At 55.1% G+C, this 15,107-nt stretch carries 11 protein-coding genes; 4 read left to right on the plus strand and 7 right to left on the minus strand.

The window, feature by feature from the left end; translation table 11 throughout:
- Nucleotides 1–147 precede the first annotated feature (147 nt).
- Together G6R38_RS03010 and G6R38_RS03015 are read left to right on the plus strand one after the other, a co-directional pair.
- Nucleotides 148–1,386: a GTPase family protein gene (locus tag G6R38_RS03010; RefSeq protein WP_166820188.1), complete on the plus strand. Its 1,239-nt coding sequence runs from the start codon at nt 148–150 to the stop codon at nt 1,384–1,386.
- Nucleotides 1,383–2,960 carry a GTPase gene (locus G6R38_RS03015; protein ID WP_166820189.1) on the plus strand — a complete coding sequence of 526 codons (1,578 nt, stop codon included), beginning with the start codon at nt 1,383–1,385 and terminating at the stop codon, nt 2,958–2,960. Before G6R38_RS03010 ends, G6R38_RS03015 begins: the two co-directional genes overlap by 4 nt.
- Here G6R38_RS03015 and G6R38_RS03020 read toward each other — a convergent pair.
- The 7 genes from G6R38_RS03020 to G6R38_RS03050 form a co-directional block, all read right to left on the minus strand.
- Entirely contained in the window at nt 2,943–3,509 is a 567-nt protein-coding gene (locus tag G6R38_RS03020) for a DUF309 domain-containing protein (protein WP_166820190.1), read from the minus strand. The two genes, G6R38_RS03015 and G6R38_RS03020, sit on opposite strands and share 18 nt — an antisense overlap.
- Nucleotides 3,509–5,071 carry a LamG-like jellyroll fold domain-containing protein gene (locus G6R38_RS03025; protein WP_166820191.1) on the minus strand — a complete coding sequence of 521 codons (1,563 nt, stop codon included), beginning with the start codon at nt 5,069–5,071 and terminating at the stop codon, nt 3,509–3,511. Before G6R38_RS03025 ends, G6R38_RS03020 begins: the two co-directional genes overlap by 1 nt.
- Nucleotides 5,068–5,589: a hypothetical protein gene (locus tag G6R38_RS03030; RefSeq protein ID WP_166820192.1), complete on the minus strand. Its 522-nt coding sequence runs from the start codon at nt 5,587–5,589 to the stop codon at nt 5,068–5,070. Before G6R38_RS03030 ends, G6R38_RS03025 begins: the two co-directional genes overlap by 4 nt.
- Nucleotides 5,590–5,656: 67 nt before the next feature.
- The gene (locus tag G6R38_RS03035) at nt 5,657–8,278 is read right to left on the minus strand and encodes a DUF1559 domain-containing protein (RefSeq protein WP_166820193.1); all 2,622 of its coding nucleotides are present in this window, start codon (nt 8,276–8,278) and stop codon (nt 5,657–5,659) included.
- 137 nt (nt 8,279–8,415) lie between these two features.
- Nucleotides 8,416–9,984 carry a hypothetical protein gene (locus tag G6R38_RS03040; RefSeq protein ID WP_166820194.1) on the minus strand — a complete coding sequence of 523 codons (1,569 nt, stop codon included), beginning with the start codon at nt 9,982–9,984 and terminating at the stop codon, nt 8,416–8,418.
- A gap of 137 nt (nt 9,985–10,121) precedes the next feature.
- Nucleotides 10,122–12,137 carry an ArnT family glycosyltransferase gene (locus tag G6R38_RS03045; protein ID WP_166820195.1) on the minus strand — a complete coding sequence of 672 codons (2,016 nt, stop codon included), beginning with the start codon at nt 12,135–12,137 and terminating at the stop codon, nt 10,122–10,124.
- Nucleotides 12,106–13,161: an NAD-dependent epimerase/dehydratase family protein gene (locus G6R38_RS03050; RefSeq protein WP_240928046.1), complete on the minus strand. Its 1,056-nt coding sequence runs from the start codon at nt 13,159–13,161 to the stop codon at nt 12,106–12,108. The genes G6R38_RS03045 and G6R38_RS03050 overlap by 32 nt, the downstream gene beginning before the upstream one ends.
- 630 nt (nt 13,162–13,791) lie before the next feature.
- On the opposite strand from G6R38_RS03050, the gene G6R38_RS27800 reads away from it, so the two are divergent.
- Nucleotides 13,792–14,289: a hypothetical protein gene (locus G6R38_RS27800; protein ID WP_206028439.1), complete on the plus strand. Its 498-nt coding sequence runs from the start codon at nt 13,792–13,794 to the stop codon at nt 14,287–14,289.
- 334 nt (nt 14,290–14,623) lie between these two features.
- Nucleotides 14,624–15,046, plus strand: a complete 423-nt coding sequence (locus tag G6R38_RS03060) for a hypothetical protein (RefSeq protein ID WP_240928047.1) — start codon at nt 14,624–14,626, stop codon at nt 15,044–15,046.
- Nucleotides 15,047–15,107: the final 61 nt, after the last annotated feature.

Raw genomic sequence — 15,107 nt, forward strand, 5'->3', positions numbered from 1 at the left:
TTGTTTCAAGCGTCTGCACTCCATCGTACTGGCCTCACGCGGTCGTTCAATGCCGAGCCATCGGCAGGCGACAGCGTTGATTCAGTTAGATATAATCTGACGCGGGAGCCAGTTTCAAAAACCGCCTACGAGGTGAAGTGAGAACCGATGTTTCAGAAAGTCCGCAGTTGGTTTCAGAATCGCGGATTGAGTCCCCGTTCACAAGAAGCGTTTCAAGCCGAACGCACACGTCTGCTATCAGCAACACCGGTTCCTGTGTTTTGGTTGTTTGGAAAGACCGGTAGTGGCAAGACGTCGATCATCAAATACCTTACCAAAGCGGAACGCGCCGCCATTGGCACGGGGTTTCGGCCGGAAACTAAACAATCTCAGCGATACGATTTCCCATCGTCTGACCAACCACTCTTGCAGTTTCTCGATACACGGGGACTCGGCGAGATTGGTTACGATCCGACTGAAGATATCGATCGGTTCGACGACGTGGCTCATCTGATGCTGGTGACGATCCGCGTCACGGATCATGCATTGGAACCCATGCTCGAGCCGCTCCGTCGCATTCGGAAAGCCAAACCGGACCGCCCAATCATTCTGGCCATCACTTGTCTGCATGAGTTGTATCCGCCCGAGCAAGAGCAACACCTCGAACCCGACCCATTCGGTCAGTCTCCCACCGATGAGTGGGACATGGATCGCTTACCGGAAGCATTGCAACGTGGGCTTGAAGAACACCGGAACCGTTTCCGAGAACTCGTGGACGTGATCGTGCCGTTGGACTTCACCTTGCCCGAAGACGGTTTCACCGTCTCCGACTTCGGTGGGGACCGTTTACAGAGGGCGTTGATCGATCAATTGCCGGCCGCCTATCGACAAACATTTCTGACCATGGCCGACGTGATGGGGTCGCTTCGGGAACTCCATGAGGAACAAGCCACGCCGTTCATTCTCGGGGCATCCACAATGGCGGCGACCGCAGCGGCCGTTCCGCTACCGTGGATCGATATTCCGGCGGTCGCGGGGATTCAGTCCGAACTGATTCGGCGGCTCGGTTCGCTATACGGAAAAAAGTTAGACTGGGAACAATTCCTGCAAATGGCCGGAGCCATGGGCGGTCGGTTGTTGCTCAGACAAGCGATTCGCGAGCCATTGAAGCTCATTCCGTTTGTCGGCCAAGCGGCCAACGCGGCGTTGGCGTTCGCATCGACCTACGGACTGGGTGAAGCCTGCTGTTGGTACTATGGTCAGCGATTGGCCGGGCATTCACCAACTCAGGCGGAGTTGAAAGAGGTTCTCAAAGACCGGATTGCCGAGGCGCATAAGTTGTGGGCGAAACATCAAGCGAGCGAAGCGAATTCAACTCCCTTTCCGAATGAAAAGGAGACTCCGTGAGTCGTTGGCGATTAATCCTGGTTTGGGCGTTACTCATTCTCCCGTGGCTGATCATCATCGGTTTTGGCAGCTATGCGCTTTGGCGAATCGGTTGGACGCAATGGATTTGGGTGCCGATCGCCGTCTGCTGGGGTTCGGCGTTGGTTCTGATGAGGAGCTGGCGAACTCGTTGGAATCTTCTAGCATCCCCTAAACCGAAGCAAGTTCCGCATTGGACGCCACGTGATCGTGATGCCTGGGAAATCGTCGAAAGGACTGCACGCAATGGGGACCAACTCGACCAAGAACGCTTGTTGCGTCCGCAGATGTATTTCGACTTGACGTTGCAAATGGCCGCCGATATCGCTGCGATCTACCACCCGAAGAGTTCCGATCCTGTCGAGAACCTCACGATCCCCGAGATTCTCGCAGCTGCCCAACTCGTGTTTGAAGACCTAGCGACAATGGTCGAGCAGTACGTCCCAGCCGGGCATCTGATGTCGATCAAACATTGGCGACGCCTTTCACAAGTGCCAAAATGGTACGAACGATTCAACAAAGTCTACTGGCCAATCTCCGCGGTCTTCGCACCGGCAACCGTACTCGCCCGGTATGCTACATCGCGAATGGTCATTTCGCCGATCAAGGAAAACATTCAGGAGAATTTACTGTCCTGGTTCTATGTTTCCTATGTGCATCGGCTTGGGTTTTACATTATCGAGCTGAACAGTGGCCGTCTGGCGGGCGGGGCGGAGCGGTTCCGTGAGATGATGGACCGCTTGAACGAAGACTTCGATGCGACTGGAACCCCGGAAAACAAAGCAACCGATGACAGTAGCAAAGATATCACGGACACTTCCAAACGCAGTGAAATTACTATCTGCCTTGTCGGCCAAACCAATGCTGGAAAATCGAGTTTGATCAATGCATTGTTGGGTCAACAGAAAGCTCAAGTCGATTTAGTTCCCTCGACATCGACGATCACGAGATATCAACTTCACCGCACGGAAACCAACGACCATCTCTCCGTTCTCGATACGGTCGGCTACGCTGCTGACGGGTTTACCGAGAAGCAACGCGACGAATTGGAAACCGCGTTGAAGCAATCCGATTTGGTGTTGCTCGTCATGAATGCGGCCAATCCAGCGAAGCAACCGGATGCTGATGTCGTCAAAATGTTGCAGGATTGGTTCCAATCGCGGCGGGATTTGACTCCGATCCCCGTGCTAGGCGTGCTCACGCATATTGATCGACTACGCCCGTTGCGAGAGTGGGCTCCCCCCTATGTGTGGCCCGATGGCGAGCGACCGAAGGAACTCAACATTCGCGAAGCTGTCGAGTATCACAATCAAGTGCTGGAAGACCAAGTCGCTGCGGTGATCCCGGTTTGCACCGATGGTGACCAAGGCCGCGTGTTTGGCATCGAGGAGTATTTGCTCCCAGCGATGACACCGCTTCTCGGCGACGCTCGGGCTTCGGCGTTGTTGCGGTCGCTCCATCAAGACATCTCGAAAAACAAGGCCAGTCGGGTCATGCAACAATTCTGGGAAGTCGGCAAAGTGCTGTTGAAGGCCGGGCTATCGAAACGCGATTGATGGAACCAGTCGCAGCGACAACACAACTCGACCAGCGGTTGTGTGTGTCGTATCGGTAATGGGAGAACGCCCTAACTCCTCAGCGAACTGCACCGCTTCGTTGATGTTGTCGATGCCGCAATCATCACCTGATGTCAGTGTTTCGCTCAACAATTGGACGGCTCTTTTGGTGTGACGGCTCACGCCCGTTGCATTTCCCACGCGAGATTTGACCCCGGCGGCGGCGAGTTTGATCAATCCCTTCAGCAACGTCGCACGGTGTCCATGCCGACCACAGGCGATCCACAGACACTCCCACGCCTCATGGGCCTCCCAGTAGTATCCCAAGTTGAAAAGATCGATGCCAAACAGAAACTCTTCGCGGAACAACGGATCCGCAAAGTCGCAAGTTGGCGTCGGCCGATGAACGCCAAACGAGTGACCGTTTGGGCTACTGACCGGATGCGGATGAACTCCCGGCACAAAAGCATAGGCCGGCAACAAACGACCTGGACAATAACGCGAAGGCGGATCTGCATCGGGGTGAACGCCGTCCTGCGGATGTTCCATCAATTCGGCTCAGCGGTCGGATTTGGTTCGCGTTGAAGACGATAGTGCGAACGGTTTCGACGAATCTCTTCGACAGTCAAACCACGTGCGTAGAACGCAACCCCTTCGAGCGAACCCCGCCACGGACTGTCACCCAGCCAATCGTCACCGAACACAAGAAACTCCGCAGGTCGTTTGGCAAAATCAATCGCCACATCCTGATGATCAGAAATCAACTCTCCAGCGACGAAACATCTCAGACGATTCGGTGACAGGATCACGACCACATGCTGCGGTTCGGTATCGGCGAATTGAAATAGAAATCGGGTCTCCGCCGGCGGACCAGCAACGACAAGACCAAGCGTGTCGTCCTGTTGTCGAATTGCGAAGCGTGTCGATCCGTCATCCTGGGAAAGTGAAAGCACCGTGCCCGCTGCGCCCTGTGAGATTTCTGCCGGTTGGATGGTCAGTTCGATCGTGAGCGTTTGGCTGCTTTCTAATGCACGTGAGATTGCTTCACCGGCGGATTGGTCGGCCAAAAACGCACCGTTGTCGAAGACCATTTCCCCAGCATCGTTGAAGCGAGCGGTTCGTCGGGGCCGCAACGGAAACGGCCCTGCTGGACCGGTTGCGAACAGTTGAAATCCTTGTTCCGGGGTGTTTGACTGAGCAGCATTCGGCGGCAAGACAAACACAACCCCATCGGAGTTCGATGGCCACTCGCCGGCATCGAGTTCCATTCCCTGCGGACCAATGTTCGCGATCTGACCACCAACCAACTCGACGGCTTCCCCAATCGAGTCAACTCGCGAAACGCTCACGTTCCCACTTTCGACTTGGACAATTGTCTGGCCTTGATCGTGCGTCAAGACAAGACGGGCCCCCAGAGCCGCGACACTTCCCTGCGGGGTCGCACAACGAATTCGCCGTTCGGAATTCCCCGATGGGATTTCCGCGAACAATTGTCCTTGCTCCAGAAGAATTCCTTCAGTGACGTTCGATCCCGATTGAAGCGACGCAATGGTACCTGCGGAGAATGTAAACTTTGATTTGTCTGGGAATTCGATGGTCGCGGTCGAGTCTTCGAGGGTCTCAATTTGATCTCCGGCGATCAACGGCATGCCGGTCAATAATCGGACCTCTTGACCACTCCGCTCCAGAAACGCCGGTCCTTGCACGCTTTGAACAACCGCAATCTTGCGTGCCCAGGGTGTCGTCTCTAACCATGTGAGACATCCCGCCCAGACGACTGAAAACAAGGCAAATAGAACGAGTGTTCTTCGCCCCGACGAATTTAAATTCGTGTTGGAAGAGGTCAAAGAGTCTTGCGACGCGGATGTGTTGTTCTGAGAACCCACCACACCAATTTCGGACCGAATCCGTTGATTGACCTGTTCAACAAAGCGTTGCCGATTCTCTGCAAATTGCCGGGCGAGGGCTTCCGAAAGAATCAAATGGTCTTTAAGACGTTCCGCAATCGCAGGATTCTGCCGAAATTCACTGGCAAGCGTGCGAAGTTGTTCATCGGTCAGCGTATCGGGATCATCCAAGTGCAAGCGGACCAACTCATCCAGTTCATTCATGAGTCGTGATCCGCTCCACGTGTGACGCAGTCCTTGAGGCCCACACGAATCCGAAACAAAGTTTCCCGAACCGCGGCCGCTGTCTGACCAACGATTCCCGCAAGCCGTGTCGCTGAGGTATCGACTTCGTACCGTGACTCGAGCAGCGACCGTCGATCATCGGGAAGTTTCTCGATGCACTGGGTCAGTTTCGAGTCAAAGTCTGCGGCAACAGCAGATTGCTGCAACATCGACAGAGACGCCTCTAACGATTCCGACAAAGCCAAACGTTGGGGCGATTTCGACAGGGACTCGCGAACCAAGTTCTTGGCTATTCCCTTGACCCAAAACTCCGGCGAGGCATCCACCGGCATCCGTCGAAAACTTCGATACAGCTCGGTGTAGCTCCGCATGGCAAATTCATCGACGGCGGCCGTCGGTACGCCTAGCCCAGCCAAGTAAGACCGGACTGCCAAGTGCGTTTCCCGAAGGATTGTTTGGAAGCGGTTTTCGTCGATGTCGTTCAGCGGTTGCAACATACCAATAGAATATAAAAAGCCCGCCGAGGTGTCGACGGGCAGGGGTTTCTCAGCAAGATGGTCTGATCTAGAAGTCTCCGATGACTTCACCACCATGAATAGTTGAGAGTGCTTCCATGACCTCAGGATCGATGTTTTCGGAAATGAACCGAACCGAGCCATCGAGAATCATCATATTGCACCCGCCCGTGAACGGGCCGCCAATTCCATCAGGGCCGTTGATGTATGGCTTCTTCGTGAAGGAACGCAGTGTGCTATCACCACCAGCGGCCCACGGCCCGATTTTACCAGAGGCCTCTGAAATCCCCACGGTGTTCGAGGTTCCGTCGGTGATGTTTCGGAAGCTAATCTTTCGATCGTAACCGAACGCTCCCACACGATTATCAGTGATCGGCAAGGTCGCCGCGTCTTTGCCGATGCCTGCGATTCCCACGTAATTCGTGACGCCGAAATCTCCTTCGGTGATTTCAACGGGAACACTTCCAGGGTTGATGAGCGTGTGAATCGTACTCGATGCGAACTCCGCGTTGTTTTCCGAGTCCCATGCTTCACTGTCTTTGATTTGTTCAAAGAGAAAATTCTGTTCTATGAACGGCAGGATATCGTAGATCCAACTGAGCCGTTTCTCAGGCTTCAAGTCCTCATTGGGATGGGTGCCAATCGGGAAGTGTCGGAAGGTGTCGTGGTAGTTGTGCAACGCGAGCCCGAGCTGCTTGAGGTTGTTCTTGGACTGCGTTCGTCGAGCGGCTTGGCGTGCCTGCTGAACGGCTGGCAGAATCAAGGCTACCCCGACGGCTGCGACCGCCACACCACTTCCACCACCGTTCCCGAGCAGTGGAATCGCTGGGAGAGACGTTCGGCTGTAGCAGTGAAAGCCAGTTTCGTCCTTCGTGCTAACGGTCAAATTCGGGAACAGATTCGCCGCGATCAATTCCGCTGGTGGCAATTCCGCCAAGGCGATGTCCATGATCGGTGCGCGGCCTTGGAACGGTTGGTTTTGATTTTGAAATGCTGATTGGATTCCCATCACTTGCTTAATGATGGGAAGAATGACCGGTGCGAAACCAGCCAATGTCTGCACGCTCTTCTGCGGATCGACGTATACGAGGGACGTAAACTCTTTCGGCAAGTCCTCGAAAGCGGTTTGGAATTCCTGGTTGGGCTCCCATTGGGGCAGGGTACCATCGACTCGCAATGAAAACGCCTCAACGCTTTGCGGCAAAATCCCGATGACGAGCCAACCATCCACGATGCTATATGACGGGTTGAACACACCGCCCCCGATCTCCAAAGTCTTGATTCTCACACCGTGTTTGGTCTTGGTGCGAATCCGGAATTCTCGAGGTGTCGTCTGCTCACGGATCACGCCGAAAATGTGATCCAGTGTGTCATTCAGCGTATCTGCGTCTTTGACTTGGATAGCGACCGCACTGCCCAAACCGAAAATTCCGTTTGCCGAGTCCGTATAGACACAGGCAACCGGTCCGAATGTGTCCGCGAACTCGGTCTTGGGATCGAAGCCCGCGATCTGCGGCAGACTTTGCAGCACACCATCAGTCATCGCGGCTGCATCGGGGGGGCCGAATTCACTCAGGCCACGAATCAGTCCAATGAGTTCATCGTAGGAGCGAGACCAATCCACGCTGCACGCCGCGAACGCTTCCGTCGACGCTGGCAAGACGGGTAAGTCGTCGAGCGACATCAACGGTTGATCGTCGAACGCTAGCAATCCTTTCCGCGGACCAGGAGCAATCGCGTGGATCTCGGTCCATTGGGCTTTGCCACGGAATCCGGTGCGGAACCGAATTGGTCCCAGGTTATCCACTCCCAAAACGGCCAACACATCGTTGACTTGCAACGGATCGGCTTCCGGATCCCGATTGGGGTTTGGAATCGGCATTTGCCCGAAGGTGTCGCGAAGTTGGGCGAAGTTGAACCAACCTTGCGAGACCACACTCACGTTGTCGGCCGTTTCCGCTTGGAGTGATTTCCAAACCGGCGAAGCCAAGGCGTTGGGGGTCGTTTTCGATGCAATGGAAACGGCTTGGTGAACGGCGTCGACACCGACGGTCGCCACCAAGTGATCGCCTTCGGTCCACCATCCGAACTCCACCATGGGATTGTCGGGGAGGGTCGCGCTGACGACCGCTCGCTGTTCGACTTCGGTTTCCTGAAACTCCAAATCGCCACCACTCGCTTTGCGAATGAATCCGCTGATTTGCGGTTCCAAGTCCGCGGCTCCCGGAATCACAACGACACCGTATGGCAACGGTGGGCCTTGCATTGCAGGCAGCGCGACGGCTAACGAAACACCGTTCTCCATGACGTGCTCATACAAGTCGTTGAACAGGCTGAAGTCGCCCGCACCGGGCGGCATGGATTGCATCGCCTGAACTTTGAACGAATCGAAGACCTTGTGCACAACCGGCATCAAACCTGATTCGTACAGTGCCTCGTAAGCAGCGGTTGCTTTCCATGCGTCGTCGTGCGTCGAACTTCCCGCACAATGCAGCATAATCACGGCATTCTGAGGAAGTAGTTCCGCCACGGCGACGGTCTTTGAGGCTTTCGGCTCCGGTTTCGTCTCACGTTGGACTTGAGCATCGGATTTTGGCACGCCGAAGAGCATGGCCAACGCAACAGCGCTCAGCACTCCCCCCCAGGCCCACAAAGTTTGTCGCCGTGACATTCCATCTCTCCATTGGGTGAAAAAATCAGTCGAGCCACATACGCCCTGAGTATACCGTGTTCTGACGCTCAGACTCAACAATAGTGACTATCTGACTTGTCGTCGTAGTCACAGCGACATTCACGCAAAAATCGGACTCAGTTCTTAATCTCGATCACGAATTGTGTCTCTCCATGGACGAACACGTAACGGGGTTCGCTGGGAAGTTCGTAGAGAAGTGTGAGCGTGGGCTTGGCGAGCGTCCAACCGGTTGGCTGTGAGGACGAACCAACGGGAGCCGTTTGTGGGCCCGTGGTGAGTTTCATTTGGCTGTAACCCAGTCCTCGAACAAACTTGTCCGTACCGCCAAACGAGACGGCAACCGGTTGATAACGAACAACGCCAGGAGTGAATAGAACGTAATCGTTTGGGGTAAATTCGGCGTCACCCGACACTTTGAACTCCAATGTCAGAAACCGTTGACCGCTACCTGGAGTCTGTGGACGTGTCGCTTGCCAGTTCGCTGGGTTGTCGGCCATCGGAACCGATCCCGAGAGAAACTTCGCATCGACCGCTTCCCCGACAATCGGCGCGCGGGCCACGTAATCAGGCATCCGAGTTTCGGGGGTGGGAAACTTGCTCAACGGTTCCACGGCATCCGCCAAACTCACCGGCGAAACACCAGGGAAGTGCAGATAGAGTTCCGATGTTGCCGGCGGGTTCGGGAAGAACAATTGCATTCGCGCCGGTTCAGCCGGATCGACGGGAAACGTCACCCCACCGGACAACAAGCCAAACAACTCCCGGTTTTCGAAGCGTTCACCGGTCTGGATTTCGGAGTTGTAAACCGGTTGATATTTGATGTCCATGAAGTCGAAGAAAACAGGGCCACCGCGTCCGGTCGGACCGGCATTGGAGGCGATCAACGCCAAATCTTTCCGGTTAAGGGTTACTCGTCCGGCTTGATCTGGCACGACTTCGACAACCAAGCGAACGGCGTTGGTTTTGACGCCGGTGATGTCGAGATTCAATCGTTCTGCATCGACAACTTGCACGGCGTACGACGGTGCTGCGTTCATCTGATCCGGGCTACGCACCCCGGTCGTCTGAGCCATCGATGAAACCGCATCGTCACCGATTTGGCTTTTGAGTGCGTCTAAATCTGGATTCAACGGAAACGCGTCTTCACCATGCCGCAACACGGGACTGGCAACTTTTGGGACATCGTACAACAGCACCACTTGCGGCGTCCCCAACATCACGCGGCGGATTTTGCGACCGTCGTGTTGAGGTTCATCTTTCGCGGATGGTTGGAGTTCCACGGTTTCACCGACGAGTTCGTCAACCGATGCATAAATCTGCCCGGCTTGACCAAAACCCACCGCATGTGGCTCGTACCGGTTTTCCTCAATTTCAATTTTGTAGTCGGCCGGGACGAATTGGGCCTGCTTTTCGACGGGAATCCTTACAAGCAGGAATTGCGGTCCGTTCTTGGGCGTATCGACTTCTCGAATGGGAGGGTCCGGCAAGAGTTGCACGGTTGCACCGCCTTCGACATATCCACTCCCACTCGGCGGGGCGATCAAAGGAGCCTGAACTGGATCAGCGGGCAGACCGGTGTTCTTCTTTTCCGCTGGCGGCGCATCCTTGGGCTCTTCGTTGCCACCACATCCAATAAAGCCAACAAGCAACAGCATCCAGACAGATATTCGTGCGGAAAATCGCATCAAAGCCTCGGTGTTTTCGGCGGGGGAAAGCGACGGTGGTTGGGTTCAAAGTTCTGATCGATATCGGTGAACCAACGCCTGACAGCACGACTCAAACCGGAACGGGTCCAAATGGATTTCGACCGACACAGCGTGAGCTATGTTTGAGACGGAATTTTGGCGGGTTCTTCGACAATGTAGTATGTCCGCAGTCGCTTTTTCCAGAGAAACCGAGGTTGCCCGACCTCACGGACACGCATCTTTGGCATCCGCAACGCGATCGGTCGCGTCGTTTGTTCTTTCCATTCAATGACGATCGTGGACCGCATTCGCGTCTCATTCATCGCAAGGGAGATGGCCAACACATCATCCCAAGAGTCAATCAGGACTCGCTTCGCATTCGGCCAGACGGCGTGAACCGTGTATTCCAGACTTGGTGGGATGGGTCGCGAAGCCAAGACGCTCCATCGTTCGACGGTTTCGATCGACTCAAAATCACGACGCAACATCGCCAGCACATCGTCTTTCAGGCGGCGATTTTGAACGCCACGCCAGCCCACTAACCCATCGAGAAAAAAGACAACGACCAAACAAACGATGAGCACGACACGGTGTCGCTGGTCGTGCCGATCCAGAAACTGATAGAGCCGCCATAAACCGACCACCACAAAGCAGCACAGCCCAATCGTCAGCCAGACGCGGACGGACAACGAAAGCTTCTCGGACATCTGTGAGAACGACGGTAGCAATTCCGGTGGTCGGTGTTCGATGATCTGATCGTCGCTTCGTTCGACTTTTCCGAGTGCGATCGGCCCGCTCACTGCCGCGGGATGTGTCACCTTGGGGCGGACCGCGTAGGACCGTGTGAACGACACCTGCGGCGGTACCGTCATCAACAGCAGTCCTGTCGCGAGGGTCAACAACACTACCGTGAAGGTTGGTAATCGTCGCTGCGTCACGGCCTCGATCGCGCACGCGGCAAACAGAATTCCCGCGAGCAGTGCGAAGCTCTGCCAAAGCAGTCGTGTTTCCAAAGAAACGTTGGAAGACATCACGCAAAAGCTCCAGATGACCCAACCGCAGAAGAACCAACTGAGCAAAAACGCGGCGGGAGGGCGGCGTCCCACAACAAACCCCACTCGGCGAACCAAACGCAGAACTGCCAAGCCAATTCCCACCATCACAAACGCCGCGAAGGCGGTGAAGACTTGCACGTTGGACCACAGCAATCGGTACAGGGAACTGCTTCCGTCAACGGGCCGTTGGGAAAACCGGAAAACATCGGGACCGGTCAACCATTCACCGACGAAGTCCCGACCGTGCAGCAAGGTCATCCAGATCGACCACCAACCACCGAGAATCAAGCTAACGAGTAAGAGAATGCCAAGTGCGCCCAACGTCATGCGACGCGTTCGCCGTTTCGGCGGCAATCCGCTTCGTTGACGTTCCAACGACACATCGCGATACCAATAGAACCAGTACAACGAGATTGGTACGAGAACCGCGATCGCCAACGGACCGCCACTCAGAAAACAACCGCTCAGCGAGATTACAGCAACCGATAACGGCCACGTCATGAGTCGTGGTCGCCGCTTGAGATGACAAATCACACCCCAGAACGTGCCAACGGCACACAGCATGGGTAATGCAATCGGGCACGCGGTTTGAGACATCATCAGAAATGGTCCGTGGATGGCCATGATCACCGCTGCCCACCACGCGACTCGATCATTCCAGAGCGCACGGGCCAACGCGAACATGGCGAAGACCAACCCACTCGTCGAACAGGCCGAAACCAGTACGACAATCCATGGTTCTGTCGCTCCGCTGAATTGCATAATGGCAGCCGTCAGCCAACTGACCAAAGGCGGTTGCCAGATCAAACGGGAATTGTTGATCGACTGATTATGGCCGATCAACTCTTGTTCAAAGATCAACGCATCGCTCGACAAGGCTCCGCGAACTTCCAACGCACGCAACCCCCATTCCGCGTCCATTGACGAGAATGACCGATTCGCAACCGCGTACATCACCGGTAGTACCGCGAGCAATACTAGCAGTGGACGCAACGCGATCGTCCGATCCAAAACCGGAAATAGCCGCTGAGCGGGCGCCGTCGCCAATTCGAGCAAATAGCGATCGTCAATCGTGGGCAGCGTGGTTTTTGTGTTCACGTTTCCACCGAATGATATCGTCGAGAATCTCACCGAGCGACAAACTCGGCTTCATCCCCAACACACTCTGCAAACGATCCAAACACGGCACACGTCGCCGGACATCCTCGAAGTCGGAACCGTAAGCGGCGTTATATGGTAACGAATCAATTTCCAAATTCGGATCGACTCTCGCCACGACTTCCTCCGCCAACTGACGGATTGAAACCGGAGAATCCCCACCGACGTTGAAAACTCGACCATGTGCGGCGGGCGTTTCGACCAGGCGAATGATGCAATCCACAACTTCGCGGACGTGGGCAAAACATCGGACTTGGCCACCGTCATCGTAGACAACCGGCGGTTCCCCAGCGAGGGCACGATCGACGAAGCGGGGAATCACCATTCCATAATGGCCAACCTGACGCGGACCAACCACGTTGAAAAACCGACCGATCACCACGGGCAAATCGTACTTGCGTGCATACGCGAGTGCTAGAAACTCGTCGATTGCTTTGGAACATCCATAAGCCCAACGCGGTTTGGCGGTTGAACCGAGCACGAGATCGTCGTCCTCGGTCCAACTTTCTTTCGGATTCTTCCCGTAGACCTCACTCGTGGACGCCAAGAAGAACCGTTGTCCGCCCTGAACAGCCAATTGCAGCAGCAATTCAGTGGGATAGATGTTGGTTTCGATTGTCCGCACCGGATCGTCCGCGACCAACTTCACTCCGACGGCAGCCGCCAAGTGATAAACGGTGTCCGTACCGGGCAGGGCATCGGTCAAAATCGTGCGATCGGAAATCGAGCCATGAATCATCCGCAACCGTGGATGGTCGGCCACGGCGGCTAAGTTCTGTTCCCGCCCGGTCGAAAAATTATCCAGGACCGTCACCTGATGTCCCAGGTCGAGCAGCCTTTCCGTGAGATGGCTGCCGATGAAACCGGCCCCTCCCGTCACCAAGCAGTTTCCCATCGTCGTCGCGGCCTTCGCAGAAATGTCGTTGTCGAGCGAATCCCTACCGTATCGATTCTTGCCCGCCAATCCTAGCGATCCAGCGTCTTCGACGTGTTCAAATTTCGAAACACTTGCCCTAACGAACCGTTCAATCCCCGAATCCGAAACCGCCGGTTGCTTCAATCCGTCTCTGGTCTCCCAGAAACAATCAATGACACAAACGACACCGTACCAATGGTTTACGACAGAGTTCCGAATTTAACGATTATTCCGATCCTGCGTTTGGTACGGGCTGTGCAAATTGAATCGACTGTAACGGAATGACGGATTTTCACGGTTGGGAGTGTTGTTCGGAAAGTGACGATTGTCACGATTCGAGCCGCGTTTCCCGCCGCCGTCCAACCGTTTTGATGAGAGAGCGTGTGTGGCGTGGAGAAGGCGCCACGAGGCGGTGACCTGAGAGACCATCGCCTCAAGCCGACCGGCTGATCCCCGGTCTTTCAACTATCGGAGAGTCGATTAGATGCGTCGTCCAAATCGCTGGCTCAACGCGAGCGATGGGGTTGTCGAGTTCCGCTCCCGGTGCATGTGGTCATCCGAATGCGAGATGTCAGTCATTTCAATTCCTGACTTTCCGATAGTTTTTTTCTCAGATGAAACGACCGGTAACGATCGGTCTCCCAATAAATCGACACCCCATGAACCTGGAGACAACACATGAAGACAACTTTGATGACGCTTTGGCACGACGACCGTGGGTTTCTGATTTCCGCTGAACTGGTTGTCGTCGGCACACTGCTGGTCCTGGGCTTAGTGGTGGGATTAACCAGCGTGCAGAATGCGTTGGTCAGCGAACTGTCCGACGTCGGCCAAGCGATCGGCAGTCTCGACCAAACCTATTACTACAAGGGTTTCGCCAGCGAGAGCGCGATTGACTGTCACCTGAAGGCGTACTCGACCGGTTCGGCATTCTTCGATACCAGAGACGATTGTGATGAGGGCGTGCAAGCATTGATGTGTGACGAGGTGCCCCATATCGAATCCGAACACCGTCACCATCATCATCACAAAGCCGAACCGCGTCATCGTCATCACGATCGAGCCCCGGAAGGTCATAAACGTGAGATGAAGCATCGCAAGTCCCGCGACCGAGAAGGCAGTCGCCGCAGCAGTCACGCACGGATCGAAACCACGCAAGTCGCCACAGCGGAGTAACACAGTGAGAGATTGCGAGAACGTTTCAACTATCGAACACTCGCATTGACAATCTGTTGAACTCGTGAAACGGCCGTATGACGTTTCCAGAATCGGGCTGCTGGTCTTTCCAAAAGATCAGTGGCCCGAAATCGTTTCCAAGAAACAGTTTGTGCAGATTACGCAAGACGGTCCGGTTGTAACGATTGTGCCAATTGCGTCAGTGGTACGCGATGTGCCTTTTAGAGCAATCAGTACGACGAAACCGGCTGAGACGGTCATGCTGATTCACATGATCAAGCCGATTTCAACGATCACGTTCAACGACTGTTTTACTCTCAGAGGACTCGACCCAATGCCCAACCAAACCACGACACAACTGGTCCGCCAATTCTGCCACGACGAAAATGGCTTCATCGTTTCCGCCGAACTCGTGATCATCGCCACGCTCCTTGTGATTGGCCTTGTTGTCGGATTGTCCGAAGTGCAACACGCGGTGGTCAGTGAGCTCAACGACGTCGGGGATGCCATCGGTCAACTCAACCAAAGCTATTACTTCGGTGGGTTCCTGGGACGGAAATACTACGGCGGCTTTGGTGGCTACGGATATGGCGGGGGAATCAAGGCGTATTCCCCGGGGTCAGCGTTCGCAGACGCGATGGATGCCTGTGACGGAAACGGTTCTTGCTCGATCGCCTGTGCGGGTGCGGTCGGTGAATCCGGCGGTGCCGCCTACAGTTCCGGTGCCACGTGCAGCGGCGGCGTGTTGAACGACTAACGTCAGAATGCGACGAAACTGACGATGTGACAAATCTCTCTCTGCCCCAATTGCGAAAACT

Origin of the sequence: Thalassoroseus pseudoceratinae, from assembly GCF_011634775.1 — a bacterium.
GTDB classification, from domain to species: domain Bacteria; phylum Planctomycetota; class Planctomycetia; order Planctomycetales; family Planctomycetaceae; genus Thalassoroseus; species Thalassoroseus pseudoceratinae.